This is a genomic window from Variovorax sp. S12S4, assembly GCF_023195515.1.
Lineage (GTDB): Bacteria > Pseudomonadota > Gammaproteobacteria > Burkholderiales > Burkholderiaceae_C > Variovorax.
In genome coordinates, this window is record NZ_JALPKR020000002.1 from 5,784,217 (window position 1) to 5,802,718 (window position 18,502).

Below are 18,502 nucleotides of genomic sequence, written 5' to 3' on the forward strand. Positions count from 1 at the left end.
GGGCCCGATGTTCAGGCCTTCGAAGGCAATTGTGCGCGCGCCTTTTCCGCGCGCGACGCGCGCCATGCGCCGAAGATTGCAAGCAACCCGGGCACGATGATCAGCGCCCAGATGATCTTGTCGAGATGCTCGCGAACGAAAGGCAGGTTGCCGAAGAAGTAACCCGCCGTTGCGATGCCGAGCACCCAGAGCAGTGCACCGCCCACGTTGAACATCGTGAACTTGGCCCGGTTCATTTCAGCCACGCCGGCCACGAAGGGCGCAAAGGTGCGAATGAACGGCATGAAGCGCGCAAGCACGATCGTGATGCCGCCGTAGCGCTCGTAGAAGGCATGCGCCTGGTCGAAGGCCTTGCGGTTGAAGAAGCGCGAGTTCTCCCACTTGAACACCTTGGGCCCGAAGTAGCGGCCGATGCTGTAGTTGCACTGGTCGCCCAGAATGGCCGCGACGATGAGCACCGCGCACGCGATCGGATAGCTCATGAGCCCCACGCCGCACAGCGCCCCCACGATGAAGAGCAGCGAGTCCCCGGGCAGGAACGGCATCACCACCGCGCCTGTCTCCACGAACACGATCAGGAAGAGCAGCGCATAGACCCAGGGGCCATAAGCGACGACGAAGGCCTCGAGGTGTTTGTCGACGTGCAGGATGAAGTCGACGAGAAAGCTGATGATTTCCATGGTGGCGGATTATCCGTGCTGCACGCCGACCGATGTCCCGTGACGGATTCGGACACGCTCCATGACAGGTCGATACATCCCGGCAGGGCTTCTAGAATGCTCGCGTGAGCGCCCTTCCCTCCTCCATTCCCGCCCTCGAACGCCGGCCGATCCGCGAACTCCCCGACGAGCTGATCAGCCAGATTGCCGCCGGCGAAGTGGTCGAGCGGCCCGCTTCGGTGGTGCGTGAGCTGCTCGACAACGCACTCGACGCGGGCGCAAGCCAGGTCACGGTGCGGCTGGCTTCGGGCGGCGTGCGGCTGATTTCGGTCGAAGACGACGGCCTGGGCATTCCGCGCGAAGAGCTCACGGTGGCCTTGCGCCGCCACGCGACCAGCAAGATCGCGAGCCTGAACGACCTTGAAACGGTCGGCACCATGGGTTTTCGCGGCGAGGCGCTCGCGGCAATCAACGCGATTGCCGAGCTCAGCATTCTTTCGCGCTTTACCGGCGCCGACAGCGCCTTTGCGCTCGACGGGCGCACCGGCGAACTGCGCCCGGTGGCACGCTCCGTCGGCACCACGGTCGAAGTGCGCGAGCTGTTCTTCGCAACACCCGCACGCCGCAAGTTCCTCAAGACCGACGCCACTGAACTGGCCCATTGCATCGAGGCCGTGCGCCGGCACGCGCTGGCGCGGCCCGAGGTCGGCTTTTCGGTATGGCACGACGGCAAGCTGATGGAGCAATGGCGCGCCGCCGACAAGCGCGAGCAGCGGCTGACCGATGCGCTGAGCGACGACTTCGTGGCGCAGAGCGTGGCGGTCGATCACATCGGCGGCGCGGTGCGGGTGGTCGGCCGGGCGGGCATTCCCGATGCGGCGCGGTCGCGCGGCGACCAGCAGTTCTTCTACGTCAACGGCCGCTTCGTGCGCGACAAGGTGCTTTCGCACGCGGTGCGCAGCGCCTACGAAGACGTGCTGCATGGCCAGCGCCAGCCCGTGTATGCGCTTTACCTCGAAATCGATCCGTCACGGGTCGATGTGAACGTGCACCCGACCAAGATCGAGGTGCGTTTTCGCGACGGACGCGAGGTGCACCAAGCGGTGCGTCACGCCATCGAGAACGCCTTGGCCGCGCCGCGTGCGGGCGATGCAGTCGTGCCGGCAGCGGCGCAGCAGCCCTTCTTCAAGCCCAATGTGCCTGCCTCGGGAGCCACCTGGGCGCAGCCGGCCATCAACTTTGTGGCGGCAGAACGCGGCGTGGGCGATTTCGACGCCATGTGGCCGCGGCGGGCCGATGAATCGGTAATGGAGCGCTCCGGCGCCGAAACCTCCCACTGGCCCGTGATCGGCACCCCGCCCATGTCGTTCCGGGCGCCTGTCGGCCTGGCGGCGAGCCCCGCCCCCGCCGAGCCGCTGGCCACCAACGAAGAGGCGTGGCCGCTCGGCCGCGCCGTGGCCCAGCTGCACGGCATCTACATCCTGGCCGAAAACAGCCAGGGCCTGATCGTGGTCGACATGCACGCGGCGCACGAGCGCATCGTGTACGAGCGCCTCAAGACGCAGCTCGACGGCGCCGCCATCACGAGCCAGCCGCTGCTGATTCCAGCCACTTTTGCGGCCACCCCGCAAGAAGTGGCCACGGCCGAGGCCTGCGCCGCGGTGCTGCCCACGCTGGGCCTCGAAATCACCCCCTTTTCGCCGCGCACCCTTGCGGTGCGCGCGGTGCCAGGCACGCTGGCCGACGGCGACCCGGTGGAGCTGGCCCGCAGTGTTCTGGCCGAACTGGCCCAGCACGACGCAAGCACTGTGGTGCAGCGGGCACAGAACGAGCTGCTTTCAACCATGGCCTGCCACGGCGCCGTGCGGGCCAACCGCAAGCTCACCATCGACGAAATGAACGCTTTATTACGCCAGATGGAGGCAACCGAGCGTTCCGACCAATGCAACCATGGCCGCCCGACGTGGCGGCAGCTGTCGATTCGCGAGCTGGACGCGCTTTTTATGCGCGGCAGGTAGCAAATCCGGGCGTTTTGAGGGTTTTTACGGAGTTTTTGGAAGTCATCCGTGAGGCGGGCACGGGCGTTGCATGTGTAGAACAAAGTGCCACCTGAGGCACTCGGGGGAGATTCTGGAACGCAGTGTCGGCGCGTTTCAGTCGAAAGCGTATGAACTTTCTGCCGGCTTCGCTGTCCCTCTAGCCCATGAAACGCTGGTCTCTGCTTGCCTCCGTTATTTCGCTGTGCGCCCTTCTGGCCGCCGGCTGCTCCACATTCGACGAACAGCAGCGCGAATGGATTTTTCAACCCAGCGACCGCAGCTGGGGCAACACCGCCACCATGACCGAGGGCATGCAGGACGTCTGGATCGACTTCCAGTCGTCCATTACCGGCGAATCCGCGCGCCTGCACGGCCTGTGGCTCGGCGGCGAACCCGAGACCACCGACCGGCCCGTGATGCTTTACCTGCATGGCGCCCGCTACAACGTGGCCGGCTCGGCCCCGCGCATCCAGCGCATGCACGAACTGGGCTTTTCGGTGCTGGCCATCGACTACCGGGGTTTCGGCAAGAGCTCCAAGGGCCTGCCTTCAGAAGAATCCGCGCGCGAAGACGCCCGGGCCGCCTGGATGTGGCTGGCCGCGCGCCACCCGCGCCAGCACCGCTACATCTTCGGCCACTCGCTGGGCGGTGCCATCGGCATCGACCTGGCGGCCAACGTCAAGGACGAGAGCGGCACCATCGTCGAAAGCACCTTCACCTCCATTGCGGACGTGGTGAGCGGCTTCAAGTGGGGCTGGCTGCCGTTCGGCCCGCTGATCACGCAGCGTTTCGAGGCCATCAACCGGGTCAAGGACATCGGCGCGCCGCTCCTGGTGGTGCATGGCACCGCCGACAGCCTGATCAACCCGACGCTGGGCCGCAAGCTCTACGACGCGGCCACGGTGCCCAAGCTCTTCGTGCTGGTCGAGGGCGGGTCGCACCACAACACCAATTCGGTCGGCGAAGCGCAGTACCGTTCGGCGCTCTCGCAGCTGTTCCGCATGAAGCCCGAGACCACCCTGGCCTCCCGGCAGGCGGAGGGCGCGCCCGTCGTGCGCGGCGCGCAGCCGGTGCCTGTGCTGCCGGCGGCGCCTCGCCCGGATTCGGCCGTGCTGCCGCAAGAAGCGCGCGGCAAGGCCACGGCGAGCGCGCAGGCCATCTGAGCGAAAGTCCCGGCTTCGGTTTTGTTGTTACCCTCGGGCGCTTATGCCGCCCTCCGTTGCCGCTTCCGGCCTTCCTGACAAACTGAAATACATCGCGCTCGCGGGACCGACGGCCTCCGGCAAGACCGCCGTGGCGCTCGCGGTGGCGCAACTGCGGCCTGTCGAAATCGTCAGCGTCGATTCCGCGCTGATCTACCGCGGCATGGACATCGGCACGGCCAAGCCGAGCAAGGCCGAACAAGCCAGCGTGCCGCACCACCTCATCGATATTCGCGACCCGGCCGAAAGCTACAGCGCCGCGGCTTTCGTGGCCGACGCGACACGGCTGATCGACGAGATCCGCGCGCGCGGCGCATTGCCGCTGCTGGTGGGCGGCACCATGCTGTACTTCAAGGCCTTGTTCGACGGCATCGACGCCATGCCCGCTGCCGATGCAGCGGTGCGCGCACGCATCGACGCCGAAGCCGCCGCGCTCGGCTGGCCCGCCATGCACGCGCGGCTTGCCCAGGTCGATCCCGTCACGGCCGCGCGCCTGGCGCCGCAAGACAGCCAGCGCATCCAGCGCGCGCTCGAAGTATGGGAAAGCAGCGGGCAACCGTTGTCCAGCTTTCACGCGGGTGAAAACAAGGCCGCAAAAGGGCTGGCGGGCGGCGCACTCTTCTCGCTCGAACCCGCCGACCGCGCCTGGCTGCATGCGCGCATTGCCGATCGCTTCGAGGCCATGCTCGCCGCCGGTTTTCTCGACGAGGTCGAGGCGCTGCGCGCGCGCGGCGATTTGTCGACGGAGCTTCCTTCGATGCGCTGCGTGGGCTACCGGCAAGCATGGGAAATGCTCGATGCCTGCGGCGGCGAGAGGCCCGGCGCCAAGGCCATGGCCGAGCTGCGCGAACGCGGCGTTGCCGCCACGCGCCAGCTGGCCAAGCGGCAGATCACCTGGCTGCGCAGCATGCCCGAGCGCGCCATCATTGCCTGCGACGCACCCGACGCGGTGCGCACCGCCGTTCAACGCATTGCAACCGCCGCATGACACTGCGCATTTCCAACCTTGCCAAGCACTACGGCGACGTGCCCGTCTTCGAGAACGTGACGCTCACTGTCGAGCCCGGCGAGTTCGTCGCCATCGTGGGCGAATCGGGCGTGGGCAAGTCGACGCTGCTCAACTGCATGGCCGGGCTCGACAGCTGGGACGCAGGCACCGTCACGCAGGGCGGCACCGACATCGGCGCGCTCGACGGCGAGGCCTGCGCGCTCTGGCGCCGCCGCCATGTGGGCTTTGTGTTCCAGGCCTTCCACGTGCTGCCGCACCTGGACGTGGCGCAGAACGTGGCGCTGCCGCTGATGCTGCTCGGCCAGCAGCGCGATGAAGGCCGTGTCGCGCACATGCTCGATGCGGTGGGCCTGCCCGGCATGGGCGATCGGCTGCCGCAGACGCTTTCAGGCGGGCAGCTGCAGCGCGTGGCCATTGCCCGCGCACTGGTGCACCGCCCCGCCCTGCTGCTGGCCGACGAGCCCACGGGCAATCTTGATCCGACCACCGCGGCCAAGGTGATGGAACTGCTCATCGGCCAGACGCGTGAACACGGTGCCTCGCTGGTGCTGGTCACGCACTCCGAAAGCGCCGCGGCCCGCGCAGACCGGCTGCTGCACCTGACCGCCGAAGGAATCCGCGCCTGAGCGAGTGAGCTAGGCGAGCAAGGCCGCGTAGCGCGACAGGTCGACGTTGCCGCCGCTGATCACGATGCCGACGCGCTGCCCCGCGATGGCCTCGCGTGCCGCAATGGCGCCCGCAAACGCAAGGCAACCCGTCGGCTCCACCACCATCTTCATGCGCTCCGCAAAGAAGCGCATGGCCTCGACAAGCTGGTCGTCCGTCACGGTGAAGATATCGTCCACGTCGCGCTTGATGATGCCGAACGTGTATTCGCCCAGGTGCTGCGTCTGCGCCCCGTCGGCGATGGTCTTGGGCGTTTCGATGTGCACGATCTTTCCCGCGCGGAACGACTGCTGGCCGTCATTGCCCGCCTCGGGCTCCACACCGTAGACCTTGCAATCGGGTGACAGCGCGCGCGCCGACAACGCCGAGCCCGACAACAACCCGCCGCCGCCCAGGCACACGAACAAGTGATCGAGCGGGCCGGTTTCTTCGATCAACTCCTTCACCGCCGTGCCCTGCCCGGTGAGCACGTCGGGATGGTCGTAGGGCGGAATCATCGTCATGCCGCGTTCCTGCGCGAGCCGCCTGGTCAGCGCCTCGCGGTCTTCGGTGAAACGGTCGTACATCACCACCTCGGCGCCATAGCCCTTCGTGGCCGCCACCTTGGCGGTGGGCGCGTCCTTGGGCATGACGATGACCGCGGGCATCGACAGCAGCCGCGCCGACAGCGCGATGGCCTGCGCGTGGTTGCCCGACGAGAACGCGATGACGCCGCCCTTGCGCTGCGCAGCGTCGAATTTCGCGAGCGCATTGAAGGCGCCGCGAAACTTGAACGCGCCCATGCGCTGGAAGTTCTCGCACTTGAAGAAGAACCGGGCACCCCAGCGCTCGTCGGCGGTGGTCGAGCGCAGCACGGGCGTGTGGTGGGCGTGGCCTTGGAGCCGCGCGGCCGCGGCAATGACGTCGTCGTAGGTGGGTAGTTGCATGCGCCGAGCTTAGCGGCGGCTTACGTTTTTTTGCAGGGCCGATGGGTAAAAACCCGGAATACGCCGGGCCCGCACCTTTGTACTCTGTATACAGAGTTCAGAGAAAGCCAGTCATGCCCGCCCATCTCGTCAGCATCGAAGCCACGCCCGACCTCGTCGACCAGGTCTACCGCGCCCTGCTCGGCGCCATCAGCAGCGGCTCGCTCGCGCCCGGTGAACGCCTCACGCAGGAAGACATCGCGCAGCGCCTCTCGGTGTCGCGCCAGCCGGTGCTGCAGGCGCTGCGCCTGCTCAAGAAAGACGGCTTCGTGCTCGATGCGCCGGGCCGCGGCGTGCTGGTGGCGCCGCTCGATGCCGAGTGGATGCGCAAGGTCTACCAGGTGCGCGGCGCACTCGACGTGCTGGCCGCGCGGCTGGCGGCAGGCCAACGCTTTCGCATCGACCCCAAGCTGATGGAGCGCGGCCGGCGCGCAGCACGCGGGCGCAATGTCGACGCCATGATCGACGCCGACATGGCTTTTCATGAGGCCATCTACGAGGCGTCCGGCAATCCGCTCATCGGCCAGAGCGCCGGCCAGCATTGGCGCCACCTGCGCCGCGCCATGGGCGCGGTGCTGCAGGCCGAGCCGCAGCGCGAATCGCTGTGGGACGAACACCAGGCCATTGCCGACGCCATTGCCGCAGGCAACGAGCAGCGTGCCGCGAAACTGAGCGAAGAGCACGTTGCGCAGGCGAGCGAAGCGTTGGGCCGACGGCTCGCGCAGCAACTGGCGCGCACCGCATCGACCACCCACCACACCACCCACCGCAAAGGAGACAAGGCATGAAGTTGAGCCCCGACCAGCGCGCGCAATTCGAGCGCGACGGCTACCTGTTCTTCCCCGGCCATTTTTCACCCGAAGAGACGAAGGTGCTGACCGATGCGGTGCCCGAGCTCTACAGCCGGCGCGAGGCCTTCAACGTACGCGAGAAGGGCTCTGACGCGGTGCGCACCAACTTTGCCGCGCACCTGATCAGCGAACCCTTCGCGCGGCTGGCGCGCCATCCGCGCATGGTGGAGCCGGTGATGGATCTGTTCGAAGAACAGGTCTACATGCACCAGTTCAAGATCAACGGCAAGATGGCTTTCGAGGGCGACGTGTGGCAGTGGCACCAGGACTACGGCACCTGGCTCAACGACGACCTGATGCCCACCGAGCGCGCGATGAACGTCGCCATTTTTCTGGACGACGTGAACGAGCACAACGGGCCGCTGATGTTCATTCCGGGCAGCCACCGCAAGGGCGTGGTCGATGCGAAGCATGACCTCACGACCACCAGCTACCCGCTCTGGACGGTCGACAACGACCTGATCCGCCAGCTGGTGGACCGTGCCGGCGGCAAGCAGGGCGGCATCGTTTCGCCCAAGGGGCCCGCCGGTTCGATGATCCTATTCCACAGCTGCCTCGTGCACGCATCGGGCAGCAATCTCTCGCCTTTCAACCGCGTGGCGGTGTACCTGAGCCTGTGCGCCGTCAGCAACCACATTCGGCGCCACAAGCGGCCCGAGTACATCGCGCACCGGGACTTCACGCCCATCGAGATGCTGCCCGACGACTGCCTGCTGAAGCCCTACCCGGTCGAGGTGCCGTGGAAGAACGGCCTGCCCGAAAGCGCGCTGCAGACCTCGCTCGAAACTCTCGACACCGTGGAGGCCTGATCTCATGAGCCTCTACACCCGCCTGCAGCAGCGCGTTGCCGAAGGCCGCCCCATCCGCATCGGCTTGATCGGCGCCGGCAAGTTCGGCTCGATGTATCTCGCGCAGATTCCGCGCACGCCCGGCGTGCAGCTGGTGGCCATTGCCGACCTCTCGCCAGCGGCCGCACGCGTCAACCTCGAACGCGTCGGCTGGCAGGCCGAGCGCACCGCCGCGGGCTCGGTGCAGCAAGCGCTGAAGACCGGAAGCACCTGGATCACAGACGACTGGCAAGCGGTGACGCGCGAGCCTTCCATCGACATCGTGGTCGAGTGCACCGGCAACCCCGTGGCCGCGGTCGACCATTGCCTGGATGCCTTTGCACACGGCAAGCACGTGGTGAACGTGACCGTAGAGGCCGACGCCTTCTGTGGCCCGCTGCTCGCGCGCAAGGCGCAGCAGGCGGGTGTGATCTATTCGCTGGCCTTCGGCGACCAGCCCGCGCTCATCTGCGACCTGGTCGACTGGGCGCGCACCTGCGGCTTTCCGGTGGTGGCGGCCGGTCGCGGCCACAAGTGGCTGCCGCACTTCACCGAATCGACGCCGGAAACCGTGTGGGGCAACTACGGCCTCACGCCCGAACAGGCGCTGCGCGGCGGGCTCAACCCGAAGATGTTCAACAGCTTTCTCGACGGCTCCAAGCCTTCGATAGAAAGCTCGGCCGTGGCCAACGCCACCGGCCTCACCGTGCCTTCGGACGGCCTGCTCTACCCGCCCGCGAGCGTGGAAGACATTCCCTTCGTCACACGGCCGCAGAGCGAAGGCGGCGTGCTCGAGCGCAAGGGCATGGTCGAAGTCATCTCCTCGCTGGAGGCAAACGGGCGAAAGATTCCCTACGACATCCGCATGGGCGTTTGGGTCACGGTCGAGGCCGAGACCGATTACATCAAGAACTGCTTCGAGGAATACAACGCCCACACCGACCCGAGCGGCCGCTACTTCACGCTCTACAAGCGCTGGCACCTGATCGGCCTGGAAGTCGGCATGTCGGTGGCGAGCGTGGCCTTGCGCGGCGAGCCCACCGGCGTGGCCACCTGCTGGAACGCCGACGTGGTTGCCACCGCCAAGCGCGATCTCGCACCCGGCGAAATGCTCGATGGCGAAGGCGGCTACACCGTCTGGGGCAAGCTGCTGCCGGCCGAGCGCTCCATGCGGCTCGGCGGCCTGCCACTCGGGCTGGCGCACAACGTCAAGCTGGTGCGCGCGGTGAAAAAAGGCCAGAGCCTGTGCTGGGCCGACGTGGCCATGGACACATCGACCCACGCCTACCAGCTGCGCGCCGAGCTGGAGGCCATGTTTGCGCCCACCGCACAGGCCAGGGCTGCCTAGCCGGTCCGCGGACTTCATCGGCGCGCGGCCCTTGGCTTTTGCCATTGCGCCGGCGCATTTTTAGGGAAAGAATTAATTGTTCGGCATGCCATACGCATGTCGAAATGGCGGGCTGCGAGCCGTCATTGTGGTGAGCAATCTTGCTCGGCGAGCTTGTCCTCGACGGAGAAACACCATGCAATTCAGCTTCTGTGCAACTGGAACTCCGGGCGCACCGTGAACGAACCGGCGGCTCCCCGAGCCGCCGAGCGGGCGGCGCGTGAATCGTATGGGCGGCTGCTCGCGATTCTTTCAGCGCGCACGCACGACATTGCCGCATCGGAAAACGCACTCGCCCAAGCCTTTGCAAGGGCCCTCGAACGCTGGCCCGCCGACGGCATTCCCGACCAGCCCGACGCATGGCTGCTGAGCGTGGCGCGGCACCGCAAGCTCGACGCCTGGCGCCACAGCCGCATCCAGGATGCCGCCACGCAGGCGCTCCTTCTGCTGGCCGGCGAGGTCGATGTGGGCACGGTGGACGGCGCCGCCGTGCCGGACGAGCGCTTGCGGCTGCTCTTCGTTTGCGCGCATCCGGACATCGACGCCGCCGCCCGCGCGCCGCTCATGCTCCAGGTTGTGCTCGGGCTCGATGCCGCCCGCATGGCGGGGGCGTTTCTCACCTCGCCTTCCACGCTCGGCCAGCGGCTGGTGCGGGCCAAGGCGCGCATCCGCAGCGCGGGCGTTTCTTTCGAGTATCCCGAAGCACGCGAACTGCCGCATCGCTTGCAGGACGTGCTCCAAGGCATTCATGCCGCTTACGGCAACGGCTGGGACGACGTGGATGGCGCGGACACCCTGCCCCGCGGCCTTGCGGCCGAAGCCATCGAGCTCGGCCGCATCCTGTGCGCGCTGATGCCGGACGAAGCCGAGCCGCTGGGCTTGCTCGCGCTGATGCTGTTCTGCCAGAGCCGGGCCGGGGCGCGGCTCAATGACGCCGGAGCCTATGTGCCGCTCGAACAGCAGGACATGGCACGGTGGGACCCGGACCTGCTTGCGCAGGCCGAACAGTATCTGCGGCAAGCATCGAGCATGAACAGCCCCGGCGCGTGCCAATTGGAAGCCGCTATCCAGTCGGCCCATTGCGAGCGCCGTGTCGGCGCACCGGTGGCGCCCGAAGCGATGGTTGCGCTGTACGACAACCTGCTGGCGCTGCGCCCCAGCCTCGGCGCCCAGGTGAGCCGCGCCTGCGCCCTCGCGAAAGCGCGCGGCCACGACGTCGGCCTGCAGGCGCTCGATGCCATTGCGGCCGATGAGGTGGCGAACTACCAGCCCTTCTGGGCGGCCCGCGGCCACCTGCTCGCGGCAGGCGGCGCACGTGCCGCTGCGCGCCAGGCCTTCGATCGCGCGATAGGCCTGAGCGCGAGCGCGGCGGTGCGCGCGTATCTCAACGGGATGTCCGAGCGGCTCTGACTTTTCTGCGCGCCGGCCACAATGGCGGCATGCGTGCCTTGCTCACCACCTTCTCCTGGCAGGAACTGCGCCATCACCCCTGGCGCAATGCCGCAGCGGTATTGGCCGTGATGCTGGGCGTGGCGCTTGCGTTCTCGGTGCAGCTCATCAACGCCTCGGCCCTCGACGAGTTCTCCAGCGCCGTGAGATCGGTCAACGGCCAGCCAGACCTCGAGGTGCGCGCGGTTCAAGGCAGCTTCGACGAAGCAGTGTTCGCCCAGCTTGCCCGGCATCCGCAGGTGGCCTTGGCAAGCCCGGTGCTCGAGTTCCAGGGCTTCGCGCTGGCTGGTGAGCGGCAGGTGCCGATGCGCGTGATCGGCGTCGACGCGCTGGCGTTGCCGGCCATTGCACCGGCGCTGATGCCGCAGCCCCGCAAGAGCGCCGACCGCTTTGCGATGCTGGTTCCGGGCCATGTGTTTCTGAACGCCGCGGCGCGCAACGTGCTGGGCCTGCCCGCACAGGCCGAAGACCGTGCCGAGACGGTGCAGCTGCGCAGCGGCGGCGCCTGGCAGCGGCTCGAGGTGGCGGGCCATGTGGCCGCTACCGGCACCGCGCTAGCCGTGATGGATATCGGGGCTGCGCAAGACCTGTTCGACAAAGCGGGCCAGCTCAGCCGCGTCGACCTGAGGCTTGCTCCGGGCACAGACCGCGCGGCGTTCATCGCATCGCTGAAGCAGGCTCCAGGCTGGCCCGCGGGCTTGCAGTTTGCAGAGCCCGGCGATGCGGCCGAACGCGTGAGCAATCTCTCGCGTGCCTATCGCGTCAATCTGACGGTGCTGGCGCTGGTGGCGCTTTTTACCGGTGCGTTCCTGGTGTTCTCGGTGCTTGCGCTCAGCGTGGCCAAGCGCGCGCAGCAATTCGCCCTGCTCGGCGTGCTGGGCCTGACGCCGCGCGAGCGGCTGCGGCTGGTGCTGGCCGAGTCGTTCGTGCTTGGCCTGATAGGAAGCGCTGCCGGCTTGGCATTGGGCACGGCGCTCGCGGCCTTTGCGCTGCGCGTGCTCGGCGGTGACCTGGGCGGCGGTTATTTCCAGGGCGTGGCACCCACGCTGCACTGGAGCACCGGCTCGGCCTTGCTGTACGGCGGGCTCGGCGTGCTTGCGGCGCTGGTGGGCGGTTGGTGGCCCGCGCGCGCGGCACAGGCGCTGCCCGAGGCGCAAACGCTCAAGGGCCTGGGCGCCGCACCGGTGCAAAGCAAGAGCCATTGGCTGGCGCTCGGCCTCATTGCGGCAAGCGCAGCCTTGGCCAACATGCCCGCGGTCGGCGGCATTCCGGTGGCGGCATACCTTTCGGTCGGTTGCCTCCTGGTGGGCGGCATCACCGCATTGCCCTGGCTGATTGCGCTGCTGTACGACCGCATTGCACCCGCGTTTGCGCAGCGCGTGCTGCCGATGCTGGCCATCGAGCGTGCAAGGCGCATGCGCGGCACCGCAGCCGTGGCGGTCAGCGGTGTGGTCGCCAGCCTGAGCCTTGCGGTCGCGCTCACAGTCATGGTCGCGAGCTTTCGCGATTCGGTGACGCGCTGGCTCGACGTGGTGCTTCCGGCCGATCTCTATCTTCGCGCCACGTCGAGTGGCCGCTCCGCCAATTCGGGCACCCAGAGCAGCAGCGACACCGCGACGTTTTCTCCAGCCTTCGTGCAGGCGCTGGCACAACTGCCTGGCGTCGAACGCACCGGCACGCTGCGCACCCGATCGTTGCAACTCGACCCCGCGCAACCCGCCGTCACGCTGATCGCGCGCAGCCTCGACGGCGGTGCCGCGCAGGCACTGCCGCTGGTGGGACCCGCGCTGGCGGTGCCCGCGGGGCAGATCGGCATCTACGTGAGCGAACCGATGGTGGAGCTCTATGGCGCGAAGCCGGGCGCCCTGTTTACGCCGCTGTCGAATGCGCTGGGCACCACCAGCGGTTCTGCGCCGCATGCGTTCTTCGTGGCAGGCGTGTGGCGGGACTACGCGCGTCAGTTCGGCGCCATCACCATGGACGCGCGCGATTTCGAACTGCTGACGGGCGAGCGCGAGGTGAGCGACGTGTCGCTGTGGCTTGCACCGGGCGCATCGGAGGGTGCGGTTGGGGCCGCCGTTCGCGAGTTGGCGGCGCGCAGGCCGAGCGGAATTGACGGCTCCGATTCGAGCATCGAGATTTCATCGGTCGGGCAGATCCGCGCGACCTCGCTGCGCATCTTCGACCGCAGCTTTGCGGTGACCTACTGGCTTCAGGCCGTGGCGATTGCGATCGGGCTCTTCGGTATTGCGGCGAGCTTCAGCGCGCAGGTGCTGGCAAGGCGCAAGGAGTTCGGGCTGCTCGCGCACCTGGGGTTCACGCGGCGGCAGGTGCTGGCGGTGGTGGCAGGTGAAGGTGCGGCCTGGACGGCGATTGGTGCTGTGGCGGGGCTCTTGCTGGGGTTGGCGGTGTCGGTGGTGCTGGTGAAGGTGGTGAATCCGCAGAGCTTTCACTGGACCATGGATTTGCTGGTGCCTTGGGGGAGGCTGGTGGTGCTGTGCGGCGCGGTGGTGATCGCCGGCACCGTCACCGCCTGGCTGGCGGGACGGGCCGCAGCGGGCAAGGACGTGGTGCTCGCGGTGAAGGAAGACTGGTAAGGCGTCTATCTACCGCGCAGGCGTCAGTTGAATGCGCTCCACCGTCTCTTTTTCCACGGCCCCACGGCTATAGACCAGCGGCACGTATTTGCCCTCAAGCCACAGCGGCGCAAGGTCCCGATAGTTCGGACTGTCCGGATTCCCCGATTGCCCCGGCGTATTGATCACCCGCGAGGCATCCCAGTTGCCCACGTCCAGCACCATCCGGAACGAAGCGCCCGATGTCAGCTTGTAGTCGCTGGCACGGTAGCTCGCAGCCATCGGCGTGAAGGCAGAGCCAGACATCGGCCAGTCGCCGACCTCCAGCTTCTTGCGCGTAGCCGCATCGACCACGCCGCCGAGCGGATGCCGGAATTCCGCACGATGCAGCGCGCCCCACTTCCAGGCCGCCATGTCGGGCCCGAGCTTGGCGGTGAGCTCCTGCATCGCCGGCGGCAAGGTCTGCAGCAGCAAGGCGTTGCGCTGCGCATCGCTGACCCAGCCTGACGGGTTCTCGAGCAGCAGCACCATGCGCGTGTTGTCGCCGGGCGCGGCGAGCGATGCACCGGCATCTCCGGCGCCGGCCTTGAGCACGGCGGCACGCAGGGTCTTGCTGCTCCAAACTTCGTACAACGCAGCGGCTGCGCTGTCGCGGTGCATGGTGCCGTCCCACCCCTGCAGCAGGCGCAGGCCGGCCGCGGTCTGCGCATCGTCGCTGCGCAAGCCGGCCAGGAGCTTCAGCAGCCGCTGCGCGGGCGTCGCAACGATGTCGTTCTGCATGCGTTCCGAGTCCTCGATGGTGAAGCGCGAGCCCGCGGCCGCCTTCGCGGCGAACAGCTCTTTGAGGCGGCGCGCACGGGCCGCATCGCTCCACTCGTAGCCGATGCCTTTCTTTGCGGCCGGATGATCGGGCGGAATGTTGTTCTCGTTCGCTGTCACCACGTAGCCGCGCGCGGGGTTGAATTCCGAAGGCAGTTCGTCGCCGTTGCGAAAGCCCGACCACTCGTAGCGGCCATCGCCCGGCACGGGCATCAGGCCGTCCCAGTTGGGCCGGATGGGTGTCAGGCCACCCGGCATCCAGCCGACGTTGCCGTTGCGGTCGGCATAGACTTGGTTCTCGCCGGGGCGCCCCAGCGGTTCATTGCGGCGCGGAACTGGTCCCAGCTTTGCGCGCGCATGTAGTCCATGGAACCAAAGTACGGCGCCATGCCGGGCTCGAGCCACGCGGCCCGCAGCGCGAAGGCGCGCTGCTTGCCGGGCTCGGCAAGCAGCACCGGCCCGTGGCGGGTGAAGGTGTTGACCACCTCGCGCGGTGCGCTCTCGCCGCGCACCGCAATGCGCTCGGTCACGCTCGTCATCGGCTCCCATCGGCCCTGGTAGCGGTACTCGTTCGGGTTCTGCGGGTTCAGCTGGTACACGTACAGGTCTTCCTGGTCCATGTAGAAGCGCGTGAGGCCGAATGCGATGGTGCCGTTGTGGCCGATCGAAAGACCGGGCAGGAAGGGCTCGCCCGCACCGATGGCGTCCATGCCGGGCGCGCTCAGATGCGTCATGTAGCGCAGGCTCGGCGCGCCATGGGCACGGTGCGGGTCGTTGGCGAGGATGGGCCTTCCGGTGGATGTGAGCTGTGGCGCGATGACCCAGTTGTTGCTGCCATAGCCGGCCGTGGGGTCGCCTTGCATGGCCTGCTGCTCATCTTCTTCATCGGTCTTTGCGGCCACCGAAGCTGCGGCCGCACCGGCCAGCCGAGTGTTCTCCTTCGTGAAGCGCGGCGACTCGGTGGCACGCAGGTAGGCAGCGCGCAACTCGGCTGCCGGAATGGTGCAGGGATCGAAGCTAGGCGGCACCTGCGGCGTGACCGGTGGATCGAGTTCGCGGCGCAGCCAATCGGCCTTGATGCCTTCGCTGCCAGCGCAGAAAGCGCGGGCGCGGTCGATCTCGGATGTGAAGTTGAGCGTGAGGCCGTGGTGCCGGATGCGCACCACGTCTTCAGGCGACCACACCGCCGGCTGGTAGCCCAGCAATGCAAATTCGGTCGGCAGCAGCGCAGGCTGCGCGCGCACCTGGGCAACGTAGGCGTTGACGCCGGCGGTAAAGGCCTCGGCCACGCGCTTGGCATCGGAGCCGTAGGCCAGCCACTCGCGGTACATATCGCCGCGATACAGCACGGCACGCGCGGCACGGTCGCTCTCGACCCATGCGGGGCCGAAGTCCTTGGCCATTTCGCCGAGGCCGCGCTTGCGCCACAGGTCCATCTGCCAGAGCCGGTCGCGCGCGGCCATGAAACCCTGCGCAACGAAGGCGTCGTACAGCGTGCCGGCATACAGATGCGGCACGCCCCATCGATCGACCAGCACCTCGGCCGGTTTCTCGAGGCCGGGTACGGCGAAGGACGACGGCGCGCGCGGTGGCGTCTGCACGCCCGGAGGGCTCGATGCACAGCCCGCAAGCGCGAAGGCTGCGATGGCCGCGAGCGCCGCGGCGCCGATGGAATGCCTTTGACCTAACGAGCGCCGCGATGCCGGGCGCAGGTGTCTTGTTCTCATGCGTCTTGTCTCCTGCCGGGTGGAATTTGGCAGCGCACAGTATCCCGATTTGCATATCCGCTGGGTACTGCGACGGATGACTTGTAGACTTCCTCCTACATGCAGCAAACACCCTCTTCCATCTCATGCGGCGGCTGGCTCGGCTCTGCCATACGCCGCATCGAAGCCGACTACCAGCGCAGCGCCGACACGCACCTGATCCCGCTGCCGCTGCCTTCGCTTGCCGCGGCCGGCATCGACCTGTACCTGAAGGACGAGTCGACCCACCCCACGGGCAGCCTCAAGCACAGGCTCGCACGTTCGCTCTTTCTCTATGCGCTGTGCAACGGATGGGTGCGCGAAGGCACGACCATCGTCGAGGCCTCGAGCGGCTCGACGGCGGTGAGCGAAGCCTACTTCGCACGCCTGCTCGGCCTGCCCTTCATTGCAGTGATGCCGCGCAGCACCTCGCCCGAGAAGGTGGCGCAAATCGCCTTCTACGGCGCACGCTGCCACTTCGTCGATCATGCGGCGCAGGTCTATGAAGAGGCGCGCGCGCTCGCCGAGCAGACCGGCGGCCACTACATGGACCAGTTCACGTACGCCGAGCGCGCGACCGACTGGCGCGGCAACAACAACATCGCCGAGAGCATGTTCCAGCAGATGGCGCGCGAGCGGCACCCGGTGCCCGCATGGATCGTGGTGGGTGCGGGCACGGGCGGCACCAGCGCCACCATTGGGCGCTATGTGCGCTACCGCTGCCACGACACGCAGGTGTGCGTGCCAGACCCCGAGGGATCGGTGTTCTCGGCTTATCACCGCACGGGCGATGCAACGCTGACTGCGACGGGATCGCGCATCGAAGGCATCGGCCGGCCACGGGTGGAGCCGAGCTTCGTCCGCACCTTGGTCGACCGCATGATTGAAGTGCCCAACCTCGACTCGGTGGCGGCCATGCATGCGCTTTCGGCACTGCTGGGGCGCAAGGTCGGGCCATCGACCGGCACCAACTTTGTCGGCATGCTGGCCATTGCACGCGAGATGCGCGCGGCCGGCCAGCAAGGCTCCATTCTTTCGCTGCTGTGCGATGCGGGCGAGCGCTACCTGCCGAGCTATCACGATGCGGCGTGGGTGCAGAGCGCCTTTGGCGACGTGGGCCCGGCACAGCAGCGCATCGACGCGCTGGTTGCACAGTGATGCCTGCGCCGGCCTTCTGCAAGCTCTCGCGCCGCAGCCTGCTGCTGGCGGCGCTGGCCGCAGCGCCCGCAAGCTGGGCGCTGCCCGAGCGCACGCTGCAGTTTCCGCGCGACTTCGGCAGCCACCCCGACCTGCGCACCGAATGGTGGTACATCACGGGCCATGCAAGAACTTCGGCGGGACGCGAGTTCGGTTTTCAGGTGACGTTCTTTCGTTCGCGCGTCGACGCCGCGCAGGGCATGCGCTCGGCGTTCGCGGCCAAGAACCTCGTGTTTGCGCATGCCGCGGTTACCGACCTTGAAGGCCGTGTGCTGCTGCATGACCAGCGCATTGCGCGCGCGGGCTTCGGCGTTGCGTCGGCCAGCGAAGCCGACACCGACGTGCGCCTGCGCGATTGGTCCCTCGTGCGCAAGGACGGCAGCTATTCGGCCCGCGTGCCGGCGGGCGAGTTCACGCTCGACCTGCGCTTTGCGCCCACGCAGCCAGTGCTTCTGCAAGGCAAGGCCGGACTCTCGCGCAAAGGCCCCGAAGACGCGCAGGCAAGCTACTACTACAGCGAACCGCAGCTCAAGGCGCAGGGCCGGCTCACGCTCAAGGGCCAAGCCTTCGATGTCGACGGAACGGCCTGGCTCGACCATGAATGGAGTGAGGCGCTGATGCATCCCGAGGCCGTAGGCTGGGACTGGATCGGCATGAACCTGGACGACGGCAGCGCCCTCACCGCCTTTCGCCTGCGGCGCAGCGACGGCAGCGCGCTGTGGGCCGGCGGTTCGTTTCGCGCACGCGACGGCGCGCTGCGCGTTTTCAGCAACGACGAAGTGCGCTTCGACGGCGCGAACGCGTGGATCAGCCCGCGCACGCAGGCAAAGTACCCGACCCGCTGGCGCGTGCAGACACCATCGGGAATCTTCGGAGTGCGCGCGCTGCTCGACGACCAGGAGCTCGACAGCCGCGGCTCCACCGGCGGGGTGTACTGGGAAGGCGTGAGCGACCTGCTCGATGCGCAAGGCCGCCGGGTCGGCCGGGGCTACCTGGAGATGACCGGCTACGCCGCACCGCTGCGGCTCTGAGGCCGCGCAGCGCGCGTCTGTCATCAAGCCGTCATGCCGCGGCCCTGAACTCGGCCTCCGACATTGCACGATTGAACGTG

General features: G+C 67.6%; 13 protein-coding genes and 1 pseudogene. 11 read left to right on the top strand and 3 right to left on the bottom strand.

Going from position 1 to position 18,502, the window contains the following annotated elements; genetic code table 11:
- Positions 1-11: 11 nt before the first annotated feature.
- A complete protein-coding gene (locus tag M0765_RS28300; protein ID WP_258507874.1) occupies positions 12-680 on the bottom strand; it encodes a DedA family protein in 669 nt (222 codons plus the stop codon).
- A 104-nt stretch (positions 681-784) separates the two neighbouring features.
- On the opposite strand from M0765_RS28300, the gene mutL reads away from it, so the two are divergent.
- The 4 genes from mutL to M0765_RS28320 all read left to right on the top strand — a co-directional run bounded on the left by mutL (position 785) and on the right by M0765_RS28320 (position 5,535).
- Entirely contained in the window at positions 785-2,677 is a 1,893-nt protein-coding gene (gene mutL, locus M0765_RS28305; RefSeq protein ID WP_258507875.1) for a DNA mismatch repair endonuclease MutL, read from the top strand.
- Between the two features lie 185 nt (positions 2,678-2,862).
- Positions 2,863-3,861 carry an alpha/beta hydrolase gene (locus M0765_RS28310; RefSeq protein ID WP_258507877.1) on the top strand — a complete coding sequence of 333 codons (999 nt, stop codon included), beginning with the start codon at positions 2,863-2,865 and terminating at the stop codon, positions 3,859-3,861.
- A gap of 43 nt (positions 3,862-3,904) precedes the next feature.
- Positions 3,905-4,888: a tRNA (adenosine(37)-N6)-dimethylallyltransferase MiaA gene (gene miaA, locus M0765_RS28315; RefSeq protein WP_258507879.1), complete on the top strand. Its 984-nt coding sequence runs from the start codon at positions 3,905-3,907 to the stop codon at positions 4,886-4,888.
- The gene (locus M0765_RS28320) at positions 4,885-5,535 is read left to right on the top strand and encodes an ABC transporter ATP-binding protein (RefSeq protein WP_258507880.1); all 651 of its coding nucleotides are present in this window, start codon (positions 4,885-4,887) and stop codon (positions 5,533-5,535) included. The genes miaA and M0765_RS28320 overlap by 4 nt, the downstream gene beginning before the upstream one ends.
- A 9-nt stretch (positions 5,536-5,544) precedes the next feature.
- Here M0765_RS28320 and M0765_RS28325 read toward each other — a convergent pair whose 3' ends face one another.
- Positions 5,545-6,501, bottom strand: a complete 957-nt coding sequence (locus M0765_RS28325; protein WP_258507882.1) for a threo-3-hydroxy-L-aspartate ammonia-lyase — start codon at positions 6,499-6,501, stop codon at positions 5,545-5,547.
- A gap of 113 nt (positions 6,502-6,614) precedes the next feature.
- On the opposite strand from M0765_RS28325, the gene M0765_RS28330 reads away from it, so the two are divergent.
- The 5 genes from M0765_RS28330 (at position 6,615) to M0765_RS28350 (ending at position 13,651) form a co-directional block, all read left to right on the top strand.
- Positions 6,615-7,328 carry a GntR family transcriptional regulator gene (locus tag M0765_RS28330; RefSeq protein WP_258507885.1) on the top strand — a complete coding sequence of 238 codons (714 nt, stop codon included), beginning with the start codon at positions 6,615-6,617 and terminating at the stop codon, positions 7,326-7,328.
- On the top strand, positions 7,325-8,200 hold the full coding sequence (locus M0765_RS28335) for a phytanoyl-CoA dioxygenase family protein (RefSeq protein ID WP_258507887.1): 876 nt from the start codon (positions 7,325-7,327) through the stop codon (positions 8,198-8,200). Before M0765_RS28330 ends, M0765_RS28335 begins: the two co-directional genes overlap by 4 nt.
- A gap of 4 nt (positions 8,201-8,204) precedes the next feature.
- Positions 8,205-9,566, top strand: coding sequence for an NAD(P)H-dependent oxidoreductase (locus tag M0765_RS28340; protein WP_258507888.1), 1,362 nt, complete (start codon positions 8,205-8,207; stop codon positions 9,564-9,566).
- Positions 9,567-9,782: 216 nt separating this feature from the next.
- Complete coding sequence (locus M0765_RS28345) at positions 9,783-11,015, top strand: RNA polymerase sigma factor (protein ID WP_258507890.1); 1,233 nt, start codon at positions 9,783-9,785, stop codon at positions 11,013-11,015.
- A gap of 29 nt (positions 11,016-11,044) precedes the next feature.
- Positions 11,045-13,651 carry an FtsX-like permease family protein gene (locus M0765_RS28350; protein ID WP_258507892.1) on the top strand — a complete coding sequence of 869 codons (2,607 nt, stop codon included), beginning with the start codon at positions 11,045-11,047 and terminating at the stop codon, positions 13,649-13,651.
- A 9-nt stretch (positions 13,652-13,660) separates the two neighbouring features.
- Here M0765_RS28350 and M0765_RS28355 read toward each other — a convergent pair.
- A pseudogene (locus tag M0765_RS28355) lies at positions 13,661-16,176 on the bottom strand (penicillin acylase family protein).
- A gap of 99 nt (positions 16,177-16,275) precedes the next feature.
- On the opposite strand from M0765_RS28355, the gene M0765_RS28360 reads away from it, so the two are divergent.
- Both M0765_RS28360 and M0765_RS28365 read left to right on the top strand, forming a co-directional pair.
- Positions 16,276-17,352: a PLP-dependent cysteine synthase family protein gene (locus M0765_RS28360; RefSeq protein WP_258507894.1), complete on the top strand. Its 1,077-nt coding sequence runs from the start codon at positions 16,276-16,278 to the stop codon at positions 17,350-17,352.
- Positions 17,352-18,422 carry a lipocalin-like domain-containing protein gene (locus M0765_RS28365; RefSeq protein ID WP_258507896.1) on the top strand — a complete coding sequence of 357 codons (1,071 nt, stop codon included), beginning with the start codon at positions 17,352-17,354 and terminating at the stop codon, positions 18,420-18,422. The genes M0765_RS28360 and M0765_RS28365 overlap by 1 nt, the downstream gene beginning before the upstream one ends.
- The last annotated feature ends 80 nt before the right edge of the window (positions 18,423-18,502 follow it).

Bases quoted from the DNA above. Each gene is read 5' to 3' on its own strand.
- M0765_RS28340 (WP_258507888.1), top strand. From the start codon at position 8,205: ATGAGCCTCTACACCCGCCTGCAGCAGCGCGTTGCCGAAGGCCGCCCC.
- M0765_RS28320 (WP_258507880.1), top strand. From the start codon at position 4,885: ATGACACTGCGCATTTCCAACCTTGCCAAGCACTACGGCGACGTGCCC.
- miaA (WP_258507879.1), top strand. From the start codon at position 3,905: ATGCCGCCCTCCGTTGCCGCTTCCGGCCTTCCTGACAAACTGAAATAC.
- M0765_RS28330 (WP_258507885.1), top strand. From the start codon at position 6,615: ATGCCCGCCCATCTCGTCAGCATCGAAGCCACGCCCGACCTCGTCGAC.
- M0765_RS28310 (WP_258507877.1), top strand. From the start codon at position 2,863: ATGAAACGCTGGTCTCTGCTTGCCTCCGTTATTTCGCTGTGCGCCCTT.
- M0765_RS28300 (WP_258507874.1), bottom strand. From the start codon at position 680: ATGGAAATCATCAGCTTTCTCGTCGACTTCATCCTGCACGTCGACAAA.
- M0765_RS28335 (WP_258507887.1), top strand. From the start codon at position 7,325: ATGAAGTTGAGCCCCGACCAGCGCGCGCAATTCGAGCGCGACGGCTAC.
- M0765_RS28360 (WP_258507894.1), top strand. From the start codon at position 16,276: ATGCAGCAAACACCCTCTTCCATCTCATGCGGCGGCTGGCTCGGCTCT.
- M0765_RS28325 (WP_258507882.1), bottom strand. From the start codon at position 6,501: ATGCAACTACCCACCTACGACGACGTCATTGCCGCGGCCGCGCGGCTC.
- M0765_RS28365 (WP_258507896.1), top strand. From the start codon at position 17,352: ATGCCTGCGCCGGCCTTCTGCAAGCTCTCGCGCCGCAGCCTGCTGCTG.
- M0765_RS28350 (WP_258507892.1), top strand. From the start codon at position 11,045: ATGCGTGCCTTGCTCACCACCTTCTCCTGGCAGGAACTGCGCCATCAC.